The organism is Falsiroseomonas sp. E2-1-a20, assembly GCF_051433195.1.
Taxonomy (GTDB): domain Bacteria; phylum Pseudomonadota; class Alphaproteobacteria; order Acetobacterales; family Acetobacteraceae; genus Falsiroseomonas.
Genome location: NZ_JBHMFT010000003.1, coordinates 319,379 through 342,211, shown reverse-complemented (window position 1 = coordinate 342,211; position 22,833 = coordinate 319,379). Strand labels below are relative to the sequence as shown.

Here is a 22,833-nt window from a genome sequence, read left to right as displayed (position 1 = left end):
ACGCACATCCGGTCCTTGTAGACCCAGCCCAGGACGTCCCATGGCGAACATCGTCGGCACCGGCAATGACGACGTCATCACCCCCGGCTTCACCTCGGCCGGGCTCGCGTCGCCGACCTCGGATGCCGACGTGATCCAGGGCCTGGCCGGCAGTGACGTGCTTGATGCCTCCGCTGGCGATGACCTCGTGCTCGGCGACGAGGGCGCGGACCTGCTGGTGGGTGGCGAAGGCGCGGATACGCTGGATGGCGGCACGGATGCCGATACGCTGTTCGGCGGGGCCGGCGCCGACCTGCTGGTCGGCGGCGACGGGTCCGACCAGGCCTTCGGCGGCGACGGCGCCGATACCCTGCTGGGGGGCGCCGACCAGGACCTGCTCTCGGGTGACGAGGGCGATGACCTGATCGATGGTGGCACCGGTGCCGACACGCTGCGCGGCGGGGGCGGACGCGACACGCTGCTGGGCGGGGACCAGGGGGACCGGATCGAGGCGAATGCCGGCGACGACCAGGCCAATGGCGGCGAAGGCAGCGACCTGATCTTCGGCGGCGATGGCAACGACACGCTCGAGGGCGGCACCGATGCCGATACGCTGTTCGGCGACGCCGGCGATGATCTGCTGGTCGGCGGCGCCGGCGTCGACTGGCTGATCGGCGGTGCCGGCCGCGACACGCTGGAGGGCGGCGACGATGCCGACAGCCTTGCGGGCGGTGACGACGACGACCTGATCCTCGGCGGCCAGGGCCAGGACAGCATCGCGGGCGAGGCGGGCGCCGATACGCTGCTCGGCGGCCTGGACGGCGACAACCTGGATGGTGGGGCCGGTGACGACCTCCTGCTGGGCGAGGAAAGTGCTGATTTCCTGCGTGGTGGCGATGGCCGCGACACCCTGCTGGGCGGCGACGGCGTGGACACGCTGGAGGGCGGCGAAGGCGATGACTGGATGGATGGCGGCGCCAGCGCCGATATCCTGGGCGGCGGCGCGGGCAATGACGTGCTGGTCGGCGGCCTCGATGCCGACACGCTGCTGGGCCAGGACGGTGCGGACACCCTGCTCGGCGGCAGCGGCTACGAAGTGCTGGATGGTGGCGACGGCGACGACCTGATCCGCAACGGCGCCGGCGAGGACATGATCATCGGCGGCGCTGGCCGCGACCGCGTCGACTTCACCGAGGCTGCCGGGGCTGCCCCCGGTTCGATCTTCTTCGTCGACCTTGGCGGCGGCATCTTCGGCACGACCAGCTTCCCGACCGGCACGCTGACGGGCATCGAGGACGTCACCGGCAGCAGCTACGCCGACAGCATCACCGGCAGCGCCGAGGCCAACCGGATCGACGGTGGCGCGGGCTTCGACAGCATCGCCGGGCTGGACGGCGCGGACAGCCTGTATGCCGGGGCGGACGGCGCCAGCCTTTCGGGCGGCGAGGGTGACGACCTGCTGGATGGCGGGTCCGGCGATTCCACGCTGCTGGGCGGCGCCGGTGACGATGTGCTGCTGGGGGGTACCGGCCACGATCTTCTCGAGGGTGGCGAGGGCAATGACCTTCTCCGCGGCGGCGCCGGCGACGACACGATGGATGGCGGCGCCGGGGCCGATACCATCTCCTACGCCGATGTCTCGGCCGGCGTGTCCGTGGACCTCGCCAACAGCAGCGCCAGCGGCCCCGGGGGGGCCGACTCGCTGGCCGGATTCGAGGCCGCGATCGGCAGCGCCTTCGCCGACCGCCTGACCGGCAGCGCCGGCGACGACACGCTGGAGGGCGGCGACGGCGCGGATACGCTGCTGGGCGGCGCGGGCGACGACCTGCTGACCGCGAGCGCCGACGGCAGGCTGGAGGGCGGCGACGGCGCGGATACGCTGAGCGGCGGTCCGGGCGCGACCCTGTTCGGCGGCGCCGACAATGACCTCCTGATCGGCTCCCCCGGCAGCATCAGTGACGGCGGCGCGGGCGCGGACACGCTTCAGGGCGGCGCGACGCTGCTGGGCGGCGAGGGCGGCGACGTGCTGCTGGGCCTCGCCGGCAGCCTGCTCGATGGCGGCGCGGGCGAAGACACGCTCCAGGGTGGTGCGACGTTGCTCGGCGGCCTTGGCGATGACCTGCTGGTCGCCGATACCGGCACCCGTTTGCTGGACGGCGGGGACGGCGACGACACCCTCGAGGGCGCCTTCGGCCAGATGCTGGGCGGAGCCGGGGCGGATCTTCTCGTGGGCGGCGCGGGGCAGCAGACGCTGCATGGCAGCGCGGGCGCCGATACGCTGCTGGGTTTCGACGGCGACGACGTGCTGATCGGCGATGACGGCGCGGATGTGCTGGTGGGCGGGGCCGGCAACGACGTGTATTTCATCGAGGGCGGCGCCGACACGCTGGTGGAGGCGGCGGGCGGCGGCGACGCCGACATCGTCGTGTCCCGGACCGGCTACGCCCTGCTCGACAACATCGAGATCCTGATACTGCAATCCACCGCCCAGGGCGGCACCGCGCTGCACGGCTTCGGCAACCAGGACGCCAACCGGCTGTTCGGCAACGAACTCGGCAACCTGCTCGCCGGATTCGGCGGGGATGACACCATCGCCGGCGGCGCCGGCGCGGACAGCGTCCTGGGCGGCGAAGGCCGCGACGTGATCTTCGGCGCGGATGGCGACGACGTGATCTTCGGCGAGGGCGGCGCCGATACCATCGATGCCGGCGCTGGCGCCGACACCGTCCTCGGCGGCGACGGGGACGACCTGGTGCTGGGTGGCCTGGATGGCAGCGCCGAGTTGCTGTCCGGCGGCGCCGGCCGCGATACCATCGATGGGCGGGGTGGCCGCGACACGATCTCCGGCAATGACGGCGACGACCTGCTGCTGGGCGGGATCGGCGGCGGTGACGAGTTGTTCGTGGGCGGCACCGGCGATGACACCATCGACGGTCGCGGCGGCAGCGACACCATGTTCGGCAACGAGGGCGACGACCTGTTCCTGGTCGACCGTGGCAGCGACGTGGTGTTCGAACTGGCGAACGAGGGCAATGACACCGTCATCGCCGACACCGGGGACAGCTACTACCTGCTCGACCACATCGAGAACCTGGTCCTGGCCGGCAGCACCTACCTCGGGGTCGGCAATGCGCAGGCCAACGCCATCACCGGACATGCCGGATCCAACGTGCTGGCCGGCGGCGACGGCGCCGATACGCTGGATGGCGGCGGCGGCCGGGACGACCTGTATGGCGGTGCCGGCCACGACACCTTCGTCATCGGCAAGGGCGCCGGCCTGTCCACCGTGATGGACTTCAACGTGGCGGAGGACATGCTGCTGCTGCACGGCACCGGCTTCACCTCCCTCGCCACGGCGCTGGATGAGATGGTGACGCATGGCGCGGATATCGCGCTCGACCTCGGCAACGGCGCCGTGCTGCATCTGCGCGGCGTGGATTGGGAGGATCTGAACGGCGGCAACGTCGCGCTGGGATGAACCGCCTCAGCGCGGGGTGACGATCCGGCAGGCGCGCGCCGTCGCCCGCGCCAGCAGCAGCATCCGCCGCGCCGCCACCGCCCCGGTCGCGGCATCGCCGACCAGGGAGCCGACCACCGGGTTGGTCGTCACCGCCGTGACCGCCGCGTTGATCGCGACATCCGCCACGGCCACCGCCCCGGCTTCGAACAGCGTGCGCCGCAGCAGCTTCAGCGTGCCGACCAGGCCGGGCCGCAGCCCATGGATCGCCGCAACCTCCCGCACCAGGCGCACGCCGCGCCAGGCGACGAAGATGCCGTCCAGCGCCGGGGACGGCACGATGGCGGTCGCCGCCAGGGATTGCAGCGCAGCGGCCCGGCCGGCCGCCACCGCCGCGCGGTCCAGCCGTGCCAGCGGCCCGGCCTCCAGCAGCGCGAGCAGGGTCGGCAGGTCCTCCGCCTTGCGCAGTGCCGGCAGCATCGCCTGCGCCTCCGGCAGCCGTGCCGCCCAGGCCAGGATGGCGGCGCGCGATTCGGCATAGTCGCCACGCGCGACGGCCGCACGGCCGCGCTCGACCGTGCCGAGCCCGGCCAGCCCGCGCAATTCGCGCAGGATCGCCGCCGCGATCAGGCCGTAGCCCGCGAGGGCCACGCCCAAGGTCAGCCAGCCAAGCCAGCTTCCACGCGCGAACTGGTCCGCGACGAAGCCGGCCACGTCGATCGCCGACAGCCCCAGCAGCAGCACGCCGACGCCGCTGGCGGCCAGCCCGATGGCGGACCAGCTTTTCGCGGGCGGCGGCGGCAGGGCCACCGGCGCCACCGCCTGTTCCCAGCTGTGGTCGATCCGCGGCGCCGGCGGCTCCGTCGTATCGGTCAGGATGCGGGGTCCGCGCGGGGCGGAAGGGTCGCTCACAGCAGGTCTCCGATCAGGGACGCCAGCAGCCGGTCCACCCCCAGATGGGGAACGCCGGCCATGCCGTCACCGGTCAGGCGAGGCGGGCGGAACACCGGCATCTCGAATTCCCCGGTTTCCCAGAACTGCGACTCCGGCCGGCGCAGCGGCACCTCGCCCGGGTAGATCCGCGCGCTGCGGCCGCCCTGCATCAGCACGCCGCGCACCGCCTGCACCTGCCGCCCATCCACCACCGCCACGTCATCCTGCGTGCAGCGCAGGCTGGCGATGGCATGGACGGAGGTGCTGGCGCCGCCGATCGCGGTCGATTCCCGCCCCATCAGATCCCCCAGCAGCCGGACCAGCGCATCGCGGGAGGCGGCCGGCACGTGGTCCGCCTTGGTCGCGGCGAAGCCGACATGCTGCACCCCCTGCCCGGTCAGCAGGTCCAGCCAGCCGCCGCCACGCCGCAGCGATCGGGCGATGGCGGACAGCGCCGCCGCGGTATCGTCGAAGGCTTCCTCCCCGGCATGCAGCGCGCCGAGCGCATCGACCAGCACCGCCTGGCGCCGGAAGCGACGGAAAAAAGGCTCGAAGAAGGCGGATTTCTGGTCCGCCAGGTAGGCCGCGTGGCGCCGCGCCAGCAAGCGGCCGAGGTCTCCGCCCCGCCCCCCCGGCAGCGGGAAGAACCACAGGATCGGCGCTTCCCCGCGCGGCCCGGGGTTCAGCGCGCGGCCTGGCTGCAGGAAGCGGAAGCCGAGGTCGTCACGGCAGCGCAGCAGCGCCGCCTGGTACAGGCGGAAACCCTGCCGGGCCAGCGCCTCGTCATCCCGCGCCTCGGCCGGCAGCGCATCGACGAATTGCAGGAAATCGGCCGCCGCCGCCGCACGCCGCCCGATCCGCAGCCGCGCCAGCGTCTCCCGCGACCAATCCTCGTAGGACTGGTCCAGCATCGGCAGGTCGAGCAGCCATTCGCCGGGATAATCCAGCAATTCCAGCGTCACCTGCCGGCGCCCCATGACCATGCCGCGTGCCTGGCCGAGCCAGGAGGCTGGCTCCAGCTCCAGCGCGATTTCCAGCGTGGACAGGTCCTCGGTCCGCTCCGGCCAGCGCGGCGGGTCGGCGGCCAGCGCATCCAGATGCGCCCGCGCGTCGAAGCGCGGCGTCGCCTCGACGCCCGGCGGCACCAGCCGGGCGCCGCGCAGCCGGTTGCCGGAGGCGGCTGCCAGCGCCGGCAGGGTGTTCACCCCCTGCCCGGCCGCGATCAGGTTGGCGACCAGCGAGGTGAGGAACACGGTCTTGCCGGCGCGGGACAGGCCGGTGACGGCCAGCCGCACCCTCTCCCGCCCCGCCAGCGCCCGCGCCGCATCCGTCATGCCCGCGAGGGCATCCTCCAGCGGCGTCAGGATCGCCATGCGATGCGGCTTACTTCCGCTCGATCAGCTCGATCTTGTAGCCGTCCGGGTCCTCGACGAAGGCGATGACCGTGGTGCCGAACTTCACCGGCCCCGGCTCCCGCGTGATCCTGGCGCCGCCGGCGCGCAGCTTGTCGCAGGTGGCGTAGATGTCCGGCACGCCGACCGCGAGGTGGCCGAAGGCGTTGCCCTGGTCGTAGCTTTCCGTGCCGTAGTTGTAGGTGAGCTCGACGGCCGCGGCGCCGGTCGATTCCTCGGCGTAGCCGACGAAGACCAGCGTGTACTTGCCCTCCGGCACATCGCGCCGGCGAAGTTCCTTCATGCCGAGCATCTTGGTGTAGAAATCCACGCTGCGGTCGAGGTTGCCGACGCGGATCATGGTGTGCAGCAGCGAGCCGCCGGTGGTTGCTGAGCTCATGGTTCTGGGTCCTCGGTTTTCAGGAATGCGTCGGCATCGAGCGCCAGCAGGAACAGCCCCGCGGCATCGGCTTCCGATATGGTGGCCGCGCGGTCCAGAACGATGGTTCCGACGTGGACGTTATACCTTGCCTCCACCGCCACGCCGCGCAGCCCGGCGGCGGCGGCGGCGCGGATGGTGTCCGGCCCGATCACCGGCAGGTCCACCAGCTTGCTCTGCGCCGGCTTCACCAGCTTCACCAGCACGCCGCCAGGACCTTCGCGACTGAGTTCCCTGCAACGCGCCAGCATGGCATCGGTGCCCTCGATGGCCTCGACCGCCAGCACCAGGCCCTGCTGCACGACGCAGCCCTGGCCGGTATCGGCGGCGCCGAGTTGCCGCGCCACGCCAATGCCGCGGCGGATATCCGACAGCGCCTGCGCATCCGGCTGCGCCCGGGTGGGGCAGCCCGACTCCATCAGCAGATCGGCAAACACCTGCTGCGCCCCGATCGGCTCGAAGCCTTCCTCGCGCAGCACCGTGAGCACGGCGCTGAGCAGTGCGTCGTCGCCGCCGAACAGGGCACGCCGCCCGACCTTCGCCGCCAGCCGCACACCCTCGCCATCGAGGCGCAGCGACAGGATGGAGGGCCGCTTGATCCGCCCGGCCAGCACAAGCTGCCGCGCCCTTGCCTGCCGTATCAGGCCAAGCATCCGCCCGATGGCACCGAGCCGCACCACCTCATGCGGCACGCCGCGCCATTCCCGCGGATCGGCGAAACCCTCGACAAGGACCGCGAAGACCGGGCGCCCGGCGCGCCTCGCGGCGTCCGCCACGCGCAGCGGCATCACGCCGCCGCCGGCCAGGATGCCGAGTGGTGTGGGCAGCGGGGCGGTCACGCGGCCTCCCCGCCTTCCTCCTCCTCCCCGGCGCGGCCGAAGGGCACCAGGCCGTGGCGACCGCGGTTGCGCGCGAAGGCGAGGATCTCGGCGACGATGGGGTTGTCCGGATAGGCGGCGGCGAGCGTGCCCGCCACTTCGTCCGGGCGGCCGCCCCGATACAGGTCGTGCACCGCGTGGGCCACCGTCACCACCTGGTCCTTGCTGAGCCCCAGGCGGCGGCGCATGGCGATGGTGTTCAGTCCGGCATGCTTGGCCCGGAAGCCCTTCACGCGGCCATAGGGCAGCACGTTGCGTTCCACGCCGGACATGCCGGCGATCATCGCCATGCGGCCGATGCGGACGAATTGCTGGATGGCCGCGCCGCCCTGCACCACGGCGAAGTCGCCGATGGTGACGTGGCCGGCGAGCATCACGTTGTTCACCAGGATGACGCCATCGCCGATCTGGCAGTCATGGCCGACATGGGCGACGCACATCACCAGGCCATCGGCGCCGATCCGCGTCATGCCGTCGCCGCCGGTGCTGCCGCGATGGATGGTCGCGTGTTCGCGCACCTGGGTCCGCGCACCGATGGAAACGCCGGTGGGCTCGCCCTTGTACTTCAGGTCCTGCGGCGCGAGGCCGATGGTGGCGAAGGGGAAGATCTTCGCCCCGGCGCCCAGCCGGACCCGTCCATCCAGCACGACATGCGCCATGAGTTCCACGCCCGGCTCCAGCACCGCCTCGGCGCTGACGACGCAGCCCGGGCCGATGCGGCAGCCGGCACCAATTTCTGCCCCCTCCGCGACATGCGCCGAGGGGTGGATGAAGGCTGGCATGGCTTGCTTGTCCAGGCCCGCGGTTGCGCTCACTTGTCGAGGATCATGGCAGCGTAGCCGGCCTCGGCCACCACCTTGCCATCCACCTTGGCCTCGGCGGTGAACTTCCAGATGTTGCCGCGCTGCTTTTCCTTGCGGACATGCACGCGCATCTGGTCGCCGGGCACCACGGGCTTGCGGAACTTCGCGCTGTCCACCGTCATGAAATACACCAGCTTGCCCTGCGCCGAGGGTCCCAGCGTTTCCACCACCAGCACGGCGGCGGTCTGGGCCATGCTCTCGATGATCAGCACGCCCGGGAAGACCGGGTGCTGCGGGAAGTGGCCCTGGAAGAAGTTCTCGTTGATAGAGACGTTCTTGATGCCGACGGCGGAGACGTTGGGCACGATCTCCACCACCCGATCGACCAGCAGGAAGGGGAACCGGTGCGGGATCGCCTGCATGATCCGCGCGATGTCGTAGGTGCTCGCGGTGCCGGATGGCGTCGTGTCGTCGCTCTCAACCATGTCTCGTTCTTCCGCCCGCCCTGAATCCTGAACCTCAGCCCGGCTTCGCGGCAGGCTTGGCCAGCCGCCGCAAGGCCGCGAAGGCGCGCAGCGTCTCGCGCATCGGCCAGGCCGGGGACCCGCCGACGACCTCGCCGGCCGCGACATCGGACAGGATGCCGGATTGCGCCGCGACCTGCACCCGATCCCCGATCTCGACATGCCCGGCGACGCCCGATTGGCCGCCCATCTGCACGCCGTTGCCAAGGCGGGTCGATCCCGCAATGCCGACATGCGCCACCAGGACGCAGGCCTTGCCCGTCCTCACGTTGTGGCCGATCTGCACCAGATTGTCGAGGCGCGTGCCCGTCCCGAGCACGGTGTCGGACTGGCTGCCGCGGTCGACGCAGGCGTTGGCGCCGATCTCGACCGCATCCTCCAGCAGCACCCGGCCGAGCTGCGGCATGGTCTCGAATCGCCCCTCCGGCGTCACCGCGAAGCCGAAGCCCTCCTGCCCGACGCGCGCGCCCGGGTGCAGCACCACGCCGCGCCCGGCGATGCAGTGGCTGATGCTGGCATGGGCGCCGATGCGGCAGCCCTCCCCCAGCACGACCCCCGCGCCGATCACGGCATGCGGGCCGATGACGCAGCCCGCGCCAACCTCCGCCCCCGCCTCGATGACGGCGAAGGGCCCGACTTCCACGCCCGCGCCGAGGCTGGCGGCGGGATCGACATGGGCGGTCGCATGCACCCCCGGCCGCACCGGCGGCGCGGGGTGGAGGGCGCGGGCAATCCGGCCGAAGCCGAGATAGGCGTCCTTCGCGACGATGGCGACGCGACCCTCGGGCAGCCGCGCGAGCAGTTCCGGCGGCAGCACCACCGCCGCCGCCCGCGTCTCCGCCAGCAGCGGCAGGGCCTTGCGGTTGTGCAGGAAGCTGATGTCGCCGGGTCCGGCCTCGCCCAGCGGGCCGACCCCGGTGATCCGCAGGGCAGCGTCGCCGCCCTGCAAGGTGCCGCCCGCCAAGCCGGCGGCTTCACCCAATGTCAGCGGGACCCCCGCCGGAAAGAAGCGGGGATCGACCGCCATCGGCTTCAGTTCCGTCGTGCGGGCGCGGCCGGGGCCGCCGGGGCGGGCGGCGGCGGCGGCGGCGGCGCGCCGTTGGCGGCAGGCGGAGCATCGACCGGCGCGGCGCCTTCCGGCGGGATGGTCACGCTGCGCAGCACGCGGTTCATCTGCGCGGAGATCTCGTCCGTCAGGTCGAAGCCGCTGTCGTTGAAGATCACCAGCGGCCGCGGCAGCACGATGTTCACGCCGCGGGAGGCCGCCACCTGGCGGATCACGGCGCCGAGCGCCTGCTCGATCTGGCCGAGGCCGGCCTGCGCCGCCTGGTCGATGGCGCGCGAGCGGTCGCGGAAGATGCGCTGCGCATCGGTGATGCGCTCCTGCAACTCACGCTCCCGCTGGCGGAGCTGTTCCGGCGGCAGGGTAGCGCGGGCGGCGGCCAGCGCCTGCTGTTCCTCGCGCCAGCGGCTCTGTTCGCGCTGCAGGTCGGTGTTCAGCGTGGCCCGGCGGCGCTCGATTTCCTCCCGCACCTGGTTGAAGGCGGCGGACAGGCGCTGCACCTCGGGGATGTCGACGATGGCGATCACCGGCGGCGGCGTGCGCTGGCCGGCGGCCGGGGCCTGGGCCGGGCGCTGCTGCTGCGCCGGCGGCCGCTGCGCCGGTGGGCGCTGCTGCTGGGCCGGCTGCTGCGCCCCCTGGCCGGGCGGCACGAACCATTGCTGGCCGGGCTGTTGCTGGCCAAGGGCCGACTGGCCGGTCAGCAGCGACGGCCCGATCAGCAGGGAAGCCGCGAGGAGGTGGCGCAGACGCATGAAAGGGTAATCCCGGATGGTGCTCAGAAGCGGGTGCCGAAGCCGAAGCGCACGAGCTGCGTCTCGTCGTAGTCCTTCTTCACCACCGCCTGGGCGATGTCGATGTTGATCAGGCCGACCGGCGTGCGCCAGGACACGCCGACGCCGACGCCGACGCGCGGCGAGGTATCGTCCTGCACGCCTGGCCCGGAGACCGGCGTGCTGGACAGCGAGCCGACATCGACGAAGGCGCGGCCGAGCAGGCCGATTTCCTGCGGCAACGGCAGCGGGAAGCGCAGCTCCGTCGTCTGCGTCCAGATCAGACGCCCGCCGAGCGGGTCGTCCGCGCCGCCCGAGCTGGTGTCGCGAGGTCCGGCACCGGCCAGCGCGAAGCCGCGCAGGTTGTCGCCACCGAGGAAGAACCGGTCGATGATCCGCTCAGGCCGGTCGCCCCAGGGCTCCAGGAAGCCGACGCCGGCCTGCAACGCCAGCACGTAATCGGCATTGCCGAGGTAGCGTTCCAAAGGCACGTAGCCGGCCACATCTCCGCGCAGGCGCACATAGGCGACATCGCCACCGAGGCCCGCGACATCCGTGCCGACGCGGACGATGAAGCCGCTCTTCGGCTCGATCCGGCTGTCGCGAACGTCGTAGGACAGGGTGGTGCCAAGCTGCGACAGCAGCGTCACGCCTTCCTGTTCGCGGATGAAGCGGCTCGCGTCGGACTGGATGTCGAAGACATCGCGCTGCACCAGGCTGTAGGCCCAGCTCTGCCGCACGCGCTCGTTGAACTCGTAGCCGGCGCGCAGCACCACGCCCTGGCGCTTCTCGGAGTAGGAGGACGTGTCCTGCAGGTCGCGCGTGACGTAGAACAGGTCGATGCCGGCCGCGAGGTTGCGGTCCAGGAAAGCCGGGTCGGTGATGCTGAAATCCACCTGCGTCCGGCGCTGCGCCAGCAGCGCCTGCAGCCGCGCGTCGATGCCGGTGCCGAGGAAGTTGCGTTCCCGGATGCCGAAGTCGGTCAGCAGGCCGGCATCGGTGGAGAAGCCGCCGCCGAGCGAGATCTCGCCGGTCGGGCGTTCCTGCACCGTGGTCTGCAACACCGTCCGGTCGGGCGCCGAGCCCGGCTGCACCGCGATCTCGGCCCCGGCGAAGTAGCCTAGGTCGCGAATGCGCTGGCGCGAGCGCCGCACCTGCGCAGCATTGAAGGGGTCGCCTTCCGCGATGCGGAACTCACGCCGGATCACGCGGTCCGCGGTGCGGCTGTTGCCCAGGATGTCGATGCGCTCGACATAGGCGCGGGTGCCTTCCGCGACCTCGAAGGTCACGTCGACGCGCTGGTTCTCCCGGTCCCGGACAACGCGCGGGCGGACTTCCACGAACGGCACGCCGCGCAGGCCGACGGCGTCAGACAGCGCCTCGACCGAGCGTTCCACCGCGTCGCCGTCGTACCAGTCGCCTTCGGAGATCGCGAGCGCGCTGCGCAGCGATTCGGGCTCGACGCCGCGCAGGGTGCTGGTGATCTCGGCGCGGCCGACGCGGTAGCGCGGGCCCTCGTTGATCGTGAAGGTCACGAAGAAGCCGCTGCGGTCGGGCGACAACTCGGCGACCGCGCCGGTCACCTCCACATCCGCGTAGCCCTGGCGCAGGTAGTAGCGGCGCAGCAATTCGCGGTCGAAGTTCAACCGCTCCGGGTCGTAGATGTCGGCGGTGGACAGGATGCGGTACCAGGCCTGCTCGCGCGTCGCCACCACGTCGCGCAGACGGCTGTCCGAGAAGGCGGTGTTGCCGACGAAGCTGACGCGGCTGACGAGTGCCGCCTCGCCTTCCGTGATCTCGAACACCACGTCGACGCGGTTCTGGTCGAGCTGGATGACCTTGGGTTCCACCCGCGCGGCGAAGCGCCCGCGGCGGGCGTAGAGGTCCAGGATGCGCTGGCGGTCCGCCTGGGCCTGCTGCGGCGTGAACACCGCCCGGGCGCGCAACTGGACTTCCGGCGTCAGCACATCATCCGAGACCTTGCTGTTGCCCTCGAAGGCCACCCGGTTGACGATCGGGTTCTCCACGACCGCCACGGCGATCCGGTCGCCCTGGCGCGCCACGCGCACGTCCTGGAACAGGCCGGTGGCGAACAGCGTCCGCAGGCTGCGGTCCAGCCGGTCCGCGTCGAAGGCGTCGCCGGGCTGCAGCAGCATGTAGGACCGGACGGTGTCGGCCTCGATGCGCTGGTTGCCGGTGACATCGATGCCACGGACGATGCCGCCAGCGGCGGGGGACACCGCGGCCGGACCGGCGGCGCGCGGCGTTCGGGTCTGCGCCTCCGCCGTCAGCGCGAAGCCGACGGGGACGAGGCAGGTGGCGGCGATGAGCAGGAGCCGATTGCGGACCAAAGCGGATATCCCCGGCGGGGTGAGGTAGGCCGCGGAGACTACCCGAGCGGCAGGGGTGCCGCCACCCCCGCCGCCGCCGGCACGCGCCGGGCCGGCCGGCTCAGCCGAACAACCCGGTCGCCCAGCGCACCACGCCAAGCTGCGACAGGTCGTTCCATGTGGCGAAGACGAACAGCGTGATGAGCAGCGCAAACCCAGCCCGGAAGCCGATTTCCTGGGCCTTGGGCGGCAGCGGACGGCCGCGGATCGCCTCCGCCGCATAGAACATCAGGTGGCCGCCATCGAGCACGGGGATGGGGAACAAGTTAATCAACGCAAGGTTCACGGACAGGACCGCCATGAAGGAAACCAGGCTGGCGATGCCCAGTTCGGCGACCTGGCCCGACATCTGGGCGATTCGCAGCGGCCCGCCGAGTTCATCCGCGCCGCGCCCGCCGAAGATCATCTGCCCCACCGCGGCCAGGGTCTGGCGGGTGATGTCGGCGGTCTGCACCGTGCCGGCCCAGAGCGCGCTGAACGGGTTCAGCCGCTCGAAATCCGCCGGCGCGGCGCCCACACCGAGCACGCCGACCGAGGTTTCGCCGGTCACGCGGGCCTGCGGCGTCGCGGTCACCGTGCGCTCCGCACCCTCGCGCTGGACCGTCACGGCGATGGGCGTGCCGGCGCGCGGCTGGACGTGGCGCTGCACCTCCTCGAACCGCGTCATCGCCTGGCCATCCAGCGCCACGATGCGGTCGCCGGGCAGCAGGCCGGCGCTGGCGGCGGCCGAGCCTTCCTGCACCGTGCCGATGGCCGTGGTGGCGGAGGGCCGGCCGACCGTCATGAACAGCAGGCCGAACATCACGGCCGCCAGGATGAAGTTGGCCAGCGGCCCCGCTGCCACGACGATGGCACGGTCGCCCACCGATTTCTCGTGGAAGGTCTGCCCGGGGCGCCAGGTGGCGCGCACCTCCGCGGGCACATCGGAGGGCTGTTCCTGTCCGTGCAGCTTCACATAGCCGCCGAGCGGCAGCCAGCCGATGCGCCATTCGGTGCCCTGCCGGTCGGTCCAGGTCGCGATGGCGCGGCCGAAGCCGACGGAGAAGCGTTCCACGTAGACGCCGCGCCAACGCGCCGCGAGGTAGTGGCCAAGCTCATGGAAGAACACCAGCACGCCGAGCACGAGCACGAAGGCCAGCACGGTGCGGATCGGATCGGGCAGGAAGTCCAAGGTGTTCTCCAAACGTGTTCAGGCCGTAGCGCCGGGACCAGCCTCAGGATACCGCGGCGCGGGCCCCGGCCAGCCGCGACGCCAGGCGCCGCGCCTCGGCATCGAGTTCCAGGATAGGCTCCAGCCCCTCGGCCAGTGGCGCCATCATCCCGGACAGGGTCGCCTCCACCACCGCGGCAATGTCGAGGAATCCAAGGCGACGGTCGAGGAACAGCCCCACCGCCACCTCGTTCGCCGCATTCAATATAGTCGGGGCGCCGCCACCGGCCTGCAAGGCCTCCCGCGCCAGGCGAAGCGCCGGGAAACGGCGGGGATCGGGCGCCGAGAACTCCAGCCGCCCCAGCGCCGCCAGGTCGAGCCGCGGCGCCGCGACATGGATCCGCTTCGGCCAGGCCAGCGCGTGGGCGATCGGCGTGCGCATGTCCGGCGTGCCGAGTTGCGCCAGCAGCGAGCCGTCCGCGAACTGCACCAACCCGTGCACCGCCGATTGCGGATGCACCAGCACCTCGATCCGCGCTTCCGGCACCGGGAACAGCCGGGCGGCCTCGATCAGCTCCAGCCCCTTGTTCATCATGGTGGCCGAATCGATGCTGATCTTGGCGCCCATCGACCACACCGGGTGGCGCACCGCCTGTTCCGGCGTGGCGCGGGCCATCTCCGCCAGGGTCCAGTCGCGGAACGGGCCGCCGGAGGCGGTCAGGATGATCTTCTCCACCCCCGCGGGGTCCTGGCCGTCCAGCGCCTGGAAGATGGCGTTGTGCTCGGAATCGACCGGCAGCAGCGTCGCGCCGCCCTTCCGGGCCACCGCCAGCACCAGTTCCGCCGCGCAGACCAGGCTTTCCTTGTTGGCCAGCGCCAGGGTGCCGCCACGCGCCAGCGCCACCAGGGTGGAGCGCAGGCCGGCGGCGCCAACGATGGCGGCCATGGTCCAGTCCGCCGGCCGCGCCGCGGCATCCTCCACCGCCTTCGGGCCGGCCGCCGCCTCGATCCCCGTGCCGGCCAGCGCCGCCTTCAGGTCGGCCCAGGCGGCCGGATCGGCGACCACGGCCAGGCGCGCACGGTGCCGCACGGCCTGTTCGGCCAGCACGGCGAAATCCCGGTTGGCGACCAGCGCCTCCACCCGGAAGGCCCCCTCCGGCGCCGCGTCCAGCAGCGCCATGGTGGACCGGCCGACGGAGCCCGTGCAGCCAAGAATCGTAACCGACCGCGTCACCTGTTCAGCCCCATCCCCAAAGCGGCCGCCCCTGGCCCAGCATGAACGACAGCAGCGCCGCCACCGGCGCCGCCGCCAGCACCCCGTCCAGGCGATCCAGCAGCCCGCCATGGCCCGGGATGAGGGAGGAGGTGTCCTTGACCTTGAAGTGGCGCTTGATCGCGGATTCCAGCAGGTCCCCGGCCTGCGAGGCGGTGCCGACCAGCAGCACCACGGCGGCGATCGCGAGCAGCGAGGCGCCCGGCGTGAAGGCCAGCGCGCAGGCGCCGCCCACCACCAGGGCGCAGGCCATGCCGCCCACCGCCCCCGACCAGGTCTTGTTGGGCGAAATCGCCGGCGCGAGCTTCGGCCCACCGAAGGCGCGCCCGGCCATGTAGGCGCCGATGTCGGAGGCCCAGACCACCAGGAACAGGAACAGCACGTTGCCGCGCCCGGCCTCGCCGTCGTGCCGCAACTCGATCAGCGCCAGCCCGGCCAGGCCGATATACAGCACTCCCGCGGCCAGCCGCCGCGCCGGCTGGGTGATGCCGGACCGCCGCCCGCGCAGCGCGACCCCCATCCAGGTGATCGCGAAGCCCGCCAGCAGCACCACCACACCCAGCCGCGTGCGTTCCATGACCGCCAGCGCGCCGGCGGCGAACACCACGAGCGGCACGGCCAGCCCGGGAAAGACCCGCGTGCGGCGGCCGCACAGATGCACCCATTCCCAGGCCAGTACCGCGACGGCCAGCGCCACCAGCGCGGTGAAGGATTCCGCGCCGAACCAGATGCAGGCCAGCGCCGCCGGCAGCAGCAGGGCCGCGGACAGGGCGCGCTTGCGCAGGTCCGTCCAGCGCTTCTTCCCGGCCCTCGTCGCCGGAGGCGCCGTCACCATGCGAACCGCCGGGCGTTCACGCGAGCCGCAGGCCGTAGCGCCGTTCGCGTCGTGCGAATTCGGCGATGGCCGCCGTCAGGTGCTCCTGGTCGTAATCCGGCCAGAGCACGTCCTGGAAGACGAATTCGGCGTAGGCGGACTGCCACAGCAGGAAGTTGGAGATGCGCTGCTCGCCGCTGGTGCGGATGATGAGGTCCGGGTCCGGCATGCCGGAGGTGGACAACAAGCGGCCGAACGTCGCCTCGTCCAGCGAATTTGCATCCAGCGTGCCGGCGGCCACCCGCCGCGCCACTTCCCGCGCCGCCGCGACGATCTCGCCGCGCCCGCCATAGGACACCGCGACGTTCAGGTTCAGCCGGGTGCCTGCCGCCGTCGCCGACTCCGCCGCGGCAATGGCCCGCACGGTTTCGGGCCCGAACCGCTCGCGTTCCCCGATCACCCGGAGCCGGATGCCTTCCTTCGCCAGTGCGCCGACCTCGGAGCGCAGATACATCCGCATCAGCCCGGTCAGGTCGCGCACTTCGTCCGCCGGGCGGTGCCAATTCTCGGAGGAGAAGGCGAACAGCGTCAGCCAGCCGACGCCGGCCCGCGCTGCCGCCTCGATGGTCCGCCGCACCGCCTCCGCGCCCGCCCGGTGCCCCATGACACGCGGCTGGCCGCGGGCCGCGGCCCAGCGGCCGTTGCCATCCATGATGATGCCGATATGGGTCGGAACGGCCGGCGGCGCTTCGCCTGCCCTGGATGGCGCCTTGCTGGAGGCGTCGGGCCCCGAGGGCTCCGTACCGTCCAGCGGCTTCGCGGCCGCGCTCATCACCCGCACATCCCGGCCGACATCCCCGCCATCAGCTTGTCCGGATGTCCTTTTCCTTTTCCGCCAGGGCGGCATCCACGGTGCGGATGCTCTGGTCGGTGATTTTCTGGATCTCGTCGCTCCAGCGCTTCACGTCGTCCTGGCTGACCTCGGACTTCTTGTCCTTTTCCCAACCCTTCACCGTCTCCATCGCATCGCGCCGCACGCCCCGCATGGCGACCCGCGTCGCCTCGGCGTATTTCGCGGCGGTCTTCACCAGGTCGTTGCGGCGTTCCGTGGTCAGCGGCGGCAGCGGCACGCGCACCACCTGGCCTTCGGTCTGCGGGTTCAGCCCGAGGCCCGAATCGCGGATCGCGATCTCCACCGCCTTCACCACGGACTTGTCCCAGACCTGCACGGACAGCAGCCCCGGCCCGGCGACGGAGATGTTCGCGACCTGCACCAGCGGCTGCACGTTGCCATAGGCCTCGACGCGGATCGGCTCGAGCAGCGCCGGGCTGGCGCGGCCGGTGCGCAGGCCCTGGAACTCCTTCTTCAGCGTCTCCAGCGCGCCATCCATGCGGCGCTGCAGGTCCCGCTTGTATTCGGCGAAGTCGGCGGCCATGCCCGGTTCCCTCTCAAGCATTCTCGGGCCAGGCAGACCTGCCGGACCCAGAGGCATGCAGCAAACAGACGGTCTTAAGGATCGACGACCGTGGTGAACTTCCCCTCGCCCTGCATCACGGCAGTGAAGGCACCCGGTTCATGGATGTTGAAGACCACGATCGGCAGCTTGTTCTCCCGCGCCAGGCTGATGGCGGCGGCGTCCATCACCGCCAGGTCGCGCGACAGCACATCGAGGTAGGTGATCGTCGTGTAGCGCTCGGCGTTCGGGCTTTTGCGTGGGTCGGCGGAATAGACGCCGTCCACCTGCGTGCCCTTCAGCAGCGCATCGCAGCCCATCTCCACCGCCCGCAGCGCCGCGGCGGTATCCGTGGTGAAGAACGGGTTGCCGGTGCCGGCGGCGAAGATCACCACCCGGCCCTTCTCCATGTGCCGCATGGCGCGGCGGCGGATGAAGGGCTCGCACAGGCTGGCCATGGCGATGGCGGACTGCACCCGCGTCGGCACGCCGAACTTCTCCAGCCAGTTCTGCATCGCCAGCGCGTTCATCACGGTGGCCAGCATGCCCATGGCATCGGCCTGCGCCCGGTCCATGCCGGCCGAGGCGCCGGCAACGCCGCGGAAGATGTTGCCGCCGCCCACCACCATGCAGACCTCGATGCCGAGCGCGGTGACGTCGCGGATGTCCTCGGCGATGTTCTTCAGCGTCCCGATGTCGAGCCCATAGTCGCGGGAGCCCATCAGTGCCTCGCCCGAGACCTTGAGCAGCACTCGCTTGTAGATCGGGGGTCTGCTCATCTTATGACGATAATCCGGATGGCTGGGCGTTGCGCAACATAGGCGGCGCACCATGTCCGGGGCAAGGCGAGGGCCGCCATCGGCGCGCCCTGCCCTGCCTTTCGTGATGAGCCCGTCCGGCTGGTATGCCGTTCAGCCCTTGGCGGCTGCGGCCACTTCGGCGGCGAAGTCGCTGGCCGCCTTCTCGATACCTTCACCAAGCTGGAAGCGCGCGAAGCCGGTCAGCTTGCCACCGGCCTTCTGCACCACCTGGCGCACCCGGCTTTCGCCGTCATGCACCCAGACCTGCTCCAGCAGCACCACTTCCTCATAGTACTTGCGGATGCGGCCCTCGATCATCTTCTCGATGATCTCCGGCTTCTTGCCCGAGGTCGCGGCCTGCTCGCGCAGCACGGCCTTCTCGCGCTCCAGCGCGGAGGGGTCCACCGCGTCCACTTCCAGCGCCTCCGGCCGCGTTGCCGCGACATGCATGCCGATCTGGCGGCCCAGCGTCTCCAGCGCCTCGATCTCGCTCGAGGCCTCCAGCGCCACCAGAACGCCGATCTTGCCGAGGCCCGGCTTCACCGCGTTGTGCATGTAGGTGGCGACGGTGCCGGACGGCACGCGCAGCACGCGGGCGCGGCGGATCGTCATGTTCTCGCCGATCGTGGCGATCATCCGGGTCAGCTCCTCCTGCGTGGAGTGCGTGGTGCCCGGGTAGGTCGCGGCCTTCAGCGCCTCGACATCCTCGCCCACCGACAGCGCCAGGCCGGCAACCTCGGAGACGAAGTTCTGGAAGGTCTCGTTGCGCGCCACGAAGTCGGTCTCGGCATTCACCTCGACCATGGCGGCGACGTCGGGGCCGGAGGCGACGCCGACCAGGCCCTCGGCGGCGACGCGCCCGGACTTCTTGGCGGCGGCCGACAGGCCCTTCTTGCGCAGCCAGTCGATGGCGGCTTCCATGTCGCCCTCGGCTTCAACCAGCGCCTTCTTGCAGTCCATCATGCCGGCGCCGGTCTTCTCGCGCAGCTCGCGCACCATCGCCGCGGTGATCTCGGCCATATCGATCGCTCCCAAACCATCAAGTCCGGGCCGCTCCGGGACGGGCCGGGCGGCCTTGGTCATCGTCCTGTCGGAGGGCGGCATGGCCCCCCTCACCCAACCCTCTCCCCCCGATGGGGGAGAGGGCTTCATCATCAGGCGGCCGGGCCGTCCTTGGGCGGCTCGGCGTCGAGGCCGGCCTCGACCTCGGCCATCACCTCGGGCGACAGCGGCAGGGTCGCCACGGCCTCCGGCGCCAGCTCGGCGGCGACGTCCGGCAGGATTTCGGCCGGCAGTTCCTCGGCCGCGCCAATGTCGGCGCCCGACGAACCCAGCTCCGCCGAGATGCCGTCCAGCACCGCGCCGGCGACCATGTCGCAGTACAGGTGGATGGCGCGGATCGCGTCGTCATTGCCCGGGATCGGGAAGGCGATGCCCATCGGGTCGGCGTTGCTGTCGACCACGGCGACCACCGGGATGCCGAGCTTGTTGGCCTCCTCGATCGCCAGCTTCTCCTTCACCGTGTCGATGACGAAGATGATGTCGGGCAGCCCGCCCATGTCCTTGATGCCGCCGAGCGCGCGGTCGAGCTTCTCGCGCTCCCGCGTCAGCATCAGGACTTCCTTCTTGGTCAGGCCCTGGATGTTGCCGCCGAGCTGTTCTTCCATCTGCTTCAGGCGCTTGATGCTGCCCTGGATGGTCTTCCAGTTGGTCAGCATGCCGCCGAGCCAGCGGTGGTTCACGTAGTACTGGCCGCAGCGCGCGGCGCTTTCCGCCACGTATTCCGCGGCCGCCTTCTTGGTGCCGACCAGCAGCACGCGGCCGCCTGCGGCGACCACGTCGCGGATCGCGCGCAGCGCGCGGTCCATCATCGGCACGGTCTGCTGCAGGTCCAGGATATGCACCTGGTTGCGCACGCCGAAGATGTACGGCGACATCCGCGGATTCCAGCGGCGGGTGTGGTGGCCGAAATGCACGCCGGCCTCGAGCAGGCCGCGCAGGGTAACGTCGGGCATCGCCATCGGCGAATCGTCCTTCACAGTGGTCCGGTTGAGCCTCCGCGTGGCCGCCCCCCTCCATCAGACCGAAGGACGGGGACCGGACCCTCGGGGTTTGCCCCGGAAGGTGCCACGCGTGCGAATTTGCCGCCCCGGGACAGCCCCGGGCCGGCGGGCGCGGTATGCCCCACCCGCCGCGGCGCCGCAACCCCGAAGCGCTTGCCGCACCCGCCCGACCCCCTATCCTGCCGCCTCGCCTTCCGGACAAGCCGAAGCCGCCATGCGCATCCTGGTCGTCTCCCCAACGCCGAGCCATCCGCAGGATGCCGGCAACCGAGCCCGCATCCATGCCGTGCTGTCCGGCCTGAAATCCGCCGGCCATGCCATCACGCTCTGCCTGCTGGACCGCGAGAAGGTCGCGCCGGAACATCTTGATTCCATGCGGTCCGCCTGGGACGATCTGATCCTGGTGCCGCATGACCGGGCGCAGGAGAAGCCAAGTCTTGGCACCACCTACGGCCTGGATGACTGGATCCAGCCACCGCTGGAAGACGCGCTGCAGGCGCTGGCCGCGCGTCGCCCGGGCTTCGACATGGTGCTGGTCGAATACGTCTTCCTGAGCCGCGCCTTCACCTTCTTCCCTGCGCCGCATCTGCGCTTCCCCAGGCCGGTGCTGAAGATTCTGGACACGCACGACCAGTTCGGCGGGCGGGACCAGCGGCTGCGCGCGCTCGGCCTGCCCGCCGGCTTCTTCCACACAACGGCGGCCGAGGAGGCCCGCGGCTTCGGCCGCGCCGACCTGGTGCTGGCGATCCAGGACGAGGAACGCACCGCCTTCGAGGCGACCAGCCCGGCCCCGGTGCTGACCCTCGGGCACATCCCGGCGGACCCGCGCCCGAAGCCGGCGCGGCGCATGCCAGATGGCCGCCTGGTCGTCGGCTACATCGGAAGCGCCAATCCGATGAACACCCGCGCCCTGGGCCGCTTCATCGCGGCGCTGGACCTGCCCGCCTTCGCCGCCGCCGGCGGCGAGCTGCGTGTCGCCGGCGCCGCCGCCAACGCGCTGCGGCCGGCGCCGGGCCTGGTCCTGCTCGGCCCCGTGACGGACCCGGACGAGCTGTACGCGCAGGTGGACCTGGTCGTGAACCCGCATGAAGGCGGCACCGGGTTGAAGATCAAGACGGTGGAGGCCCTGGCCCGCGGCCGCCCGGTCGCCGGCACCGCGGAAGCCTTCGCCGGCTTGGCGCCGGTAGAGGCCTGGCAGACGGCGGTGGACGCCGAAGCGCTGGGACGGCTGATCCGGTCCTCGGCCCAGGACCCGAATATTCATGCTGCAATATCATCCAGTTCGGCCCAACTGTTCGAGCGCTACGCGAGCGATGTCGCGTCGCAGGCGCGTCTCCTGGCGAGCCCCGCGATGTTGCGGCTCGCGGCCAGCCGGCCGCGCACCCTGCTGGTGACCGATATCCGCTTCTGGCAGCAGCGCCTCGGCAATCACGCCCGCATCGCGGCTCTGGCGCTGGCGGCGCGGTCCGAGATGGACCTCGACCTGTTCTTTCTCGGCAGCATGTCCACGCCCGAGACCGAGCAGGCCCAGGCGCTGCTCGGCGGCCGCGCGCGACTGTTCCCCACTGGCCCGATGCCGCCGACGCCCGATGCCAGGCTGCCCAAGGCCATGACGCCGTACGAGCAGCGCTCCACGATCGCCGCGGCATTGCCGCTGCTGGCCCGCCACCTGGCGGAGAACCCGCCGGATGCCGTGATCATTGAATACATCCGCCTGTCCTACCTGCGCCACGCGATTGCCGCCCCGGTCCTCAAGGTGCTGGACACGCACGACATCATGTCGCTCCGCGCCCGCAACTTCGCGCATTTCGGCCACCGGCACTTCATCGAGATCAGCGTGGCGGAGGAGCTGCGCATCCTGTCCGGCTTCGACCATCTGCTGGCGATCCAGGCGGAGGAGTTCCGCTGGATCGACGCCCTGCTGCCCGGCCGTGCCCTGCTGGCGCCGCATGTGGTGGCCCTGGCGCCCCGGGCGCCTCGGCGCGTCGAGGGGCCGGTGCGCGTCGGCTTCATCGGCGGCGACAGTCCGATGAATCGGGATGGGCTCGCCTGGCTGCTCGACCAGGTGTGGCCCGCCATCGCGCCGCTCGGCGCCGAGTTGCATGTGGCCGGCGAGGTCTGCACCGCCATGCCGCAGGGCCGCGCCGGCGTGGTGCTGCATGGCGCGGTGCCGCGGCCGGAGGATCTGCTCGCCACGCTCGATATCGCGGTGAACCCGGTGTTCTACGGCGGCGGCCTGAAGATCAAGACCGTGGAATACCTGTGCCATGGCCTGCCCGCGGTCCTGACGGCGGAGGCGCTGTACGGCATCACCGGCGGCGCCGGACAGGCCTATGCCCTCGCGCAGGACCGCGCCGGCTTCGTCGCCGCCCTGGCCGGCCTGGTGCTGGACCCCGCGGCGCGGGCGCGGATGGGCGACGCCGCCTTCGCCTTCGGACGCCGCCATTTCGGGCCCAAGGCGCTGGCGCCGGCCATGCGGACGCTGGCCGGCCTGGCGCGTGGAATCCCGGCCAGCGCTGATCGGCCGGCCCTGGCGCAGGCGTAGTGTCTCGCCCCGGCGTCCCGGCCCCTTGGCGTTTCGAGGACGCTTGCGGTAGACCGAGTCGCATTGTGGCAACAAAATTCTTGATCCGCGCCAGGAGGCTGCGATCC

The 22,833-nt window shown here is 71.4% G+C and carries 19 protein-coding genes; 2 read left to right on the top strand and 17 right to left on the bottom strand.

Features of this window, described 5'->3' with window-relative positions:
* Positions 1-40 precede the first annotated feature (40 nt).
* Positions 41-3,457 carry a calcium-binding protein gene (locus ACFHPP_RS06165; RefSeq protein WP_437162382.1) on the top strand — a complete coding sequence of 1,139 codons (3,417 nt, stop codon included), beginning with the start codon at positions 41-43 and terminating at the stop codon, positions 3,455-3,457.
* Positions 3,458-3,463: 6 nt separating this feature from the next.
* Here the strand turns inward: ACFHPP_RS06165 and ACFHPP_RS06160 are convergent, their stop codons facing one another.
* From ACFHPP_RS06160 to rpsB, 17 genes are all read right to left on the bottom strand, one after another.
* A complete protein-coding gene (locus ACFHPP_RS06160) occupies positions 3,464-4,348 on the bottom strand; it encodes a DUF697 domain-containing protein (RefSeq protein ID WP_437162381.1) in 885 nt (294 codons plus the stop codon).
* Complete coding sequence (locus ACFHPP_RS06155; protein ID WP_437162380.1) at positions 4,345-5,742, bottom strand: YcjX family protein; 1,398 nt, start codon at positions 5,740-5,742, stop codon at positions 4,345-4,347. Before ACFHPP_RS06155 ends, ACFHPP_RS06160 begins: the two co-directional genes overlap by 4 nt.
* Positions 5,743-5,752: 10 nt before the next feature.
* Positions 5,753-6,160, bottom strand: coding sequence for a lactoylglutathione lyase (gene gloA, locus ACFHPP_RS06150; RefSeq protein ID WP_437162379.1), 408 nt, complete (start codon positions 6,158-6,160; stop codon positions 5,753-5,755).
* The gene (locus ACFHPP_RS06145; protein ID WP_437162378.1) at positions 6,157-7,038 is read right to left on the bottom strand and encodes an LpxI family protein; all 882 of its coding nucleotides are present in this window, start codon (positions 7,036-7,038) and stop codon (positions 6,157-6,159) included. The genes gloA and ACFHPP_RS06145 overlap by 4 nt, the downstream gene beginning before the upstream one ends.
* Complete coding sequence (gene lpxA / locus ACFHPP_RS06140) at positions 7,035-7,859, bottom strand: acyl-ACP--UDP-N-acetylglucosamine O-acyltransferase (RefSeq protein ID WP_437162377.1); 825 nt, start codon at positions 7,857-7,859, stop codon at positions 7,035-7,037. Before lpxA ends, ACFHPP_RS06145 begins: the two co-directional genes overlap by 4 nt.
* Positions 7,860-7,888: 29 nt before the next feature.
* A complete protein-coding gene (gene fabZ / locus ACFHPP_RS06135) occupies positions 7,889-8,365 on the bottom strand; it encodes a 3-hydroxyacyl-ACP dehydratase FabZ (protein ID WP_437162376.1) in 477 nt (158 codons plus the stop codon).
* Between the two features lie 34 nt (positions 8,366-8,399).
* Entirely contained in the window at positions 8,400-9,431 is a 1,032-nt protein-coding gene (gene lpxD / locus ACFHPP_RS06130; RefSeq protein WP_437162375.1) for a UDP-3-O-(3-hydroxymyristoyl)glucosamine N-acyltransferase, read from the bottom strand.
* A 5-nt stretch (positions 9,432-9,436) separates the two neighbouring features.
* Positions 9,437-10,219 carry an OmpH family outer membrane protein gene (locus ACFHPP_RS06125; RefSeq protein ID WP_437162374.1) on the bottom strand — a complete coding sequence of 261 codons (783 nt, stop codon included), beginning with the start codon at positions 10,217-10,219 and terminating at the stop codon, positions 9,437-9,439.
* 23 nt (positions 10,220-10,242) lie between these two features.
* Positions 10,243-12,588, bottom strand: coding sequence for an outer membrane protein assembly factor BamA (gene bamA, locus ACFHPP_RS06120; protein ID WP_437162373.1), 2,346 nt, complete (start codon positions 12,586-12,588; stop codon positions 10,243-10,245).
* A gap of 100 nt (positions 12,589-12,688) precedes the next feature.
* Entirely contained in the window at positions 12,689-13,798 is a 1,110-nt protein-coding gene (gene rseP, locus ACFHPP_RS06115; protein ID WP_437162372.1) for an RIP metalloprotease RseP, read from the bottom strand.
* A 43-nt stretch (positions 13,799-13,841) separates the two neighbouring features.
* Positions 13,842-15,011 carry a 1-deoxy-D-xylulose-5-phosphate reductoisomerase gene (gene dxr, locus ACFHPP_RS06110; protein WP_437162371.1) on the bottom strand — a complete coding sequence of 390 codons (1,170 nt, stop codon included), beginning with the start codon at positions 15,009-15,011 and terminating at the stop codon, positions 13,842-13,844.
* A gap of 4 nt (positions 15,012-15,015) precedes the next feature.
* Positions 15,016-15,885 carry a phosphatidate cytidylyltransferase gene (locus ACFHPP_RS06105; protein ID WP_437162370.1) on the bottom strand — a complete coding sequence of 290 codons (870 nt, stop codon included), beginning with the start codon at positions 15,883-15,885 and terminating at the stop codon, positions 15,016-15,018.
* A gap of 16 nt (positions 15,886-15,901) precedes the next feature.
* Complete coding sequence (gene uppS, locus ACFHPP_RS06100; protein WP_437162369.1) at positions 15,902-16,696, bottom strand: polyprenyl diphosphate synthase; 795 nt, start codon at positions 16,694-16,696, stop codon at positions 15,902-15,904.
* Positions 16,697-16,727: 31 nt separating this feature from the next.
* Positions 16,728-17,300, bottom strand: a complete 573-nt coding sequence (frr, locus tag ACFHPP_RS06095; RefSeq protein ID WP_437162368.1) for a ribosome recycling factor — start codon at positions 17,298-17,300, stop codon at positions 16,728-16,730.
* A 74-nt stretch (positions 17,301-17,374) separates the two neighbouring features.
* Complete coding sequence (gene pyrH, locus ACFHPP_RS06090) at positions 17,375-18,097, bottom strand: UMP kinase (RefSeq protein WP_437162367.1); 723 nt, start codon at positions 18,095-18,097, stop codon at positions 17,375-17,377.
* A 132-nt stretch (positions 18,098-18,229) separates the two neighbouring features.
* Positions 18,230-19,138: a translation elongation factor Ts gene (gene tsf / locus ACFHPP_RS06085; RefSeq protein WP_437162366.1), complete on the bottom strand. Its 909-nt coding sequence runs from the start codon at positions 19,136-19,138 to the stop codon at positions 18,230-18,232.
* A 134-nt stretch (positions 19,139-19,272) separates the two neighbouring features.
* Complete coding sequence (rpsB, locus tag ACFHPP_RS06080; RefSeq protein ID WP_437162365.1) at positions 19,273-20,139, bottom strand: 30S ribosomal protein S2; 867 nt, start codon at positions 20,137-20,139, stop codon at positions 19,273-19,275.
* Between the two features lie 256 nt (positions 20,140-20,395).
* On the opposite strand from rpsB, the gene ACFHPP_RS06075 reads away from it, so the two are divergent.
* Positions 20,396-22,726 carry a glycosyltransferase gene (locus ACFHPP_RS06075; RefSeq protein WP_437162364.1) on the top strand — a complete coding sequence of 777 codons (2,331 nt, stop codon included), beginning with the start codon at positions 20,396-20,398 and terminating at the stop codon, positions 22,724-22,726.
* Positions 22,727-22,833: the final 107 nt, after the last annotated feature.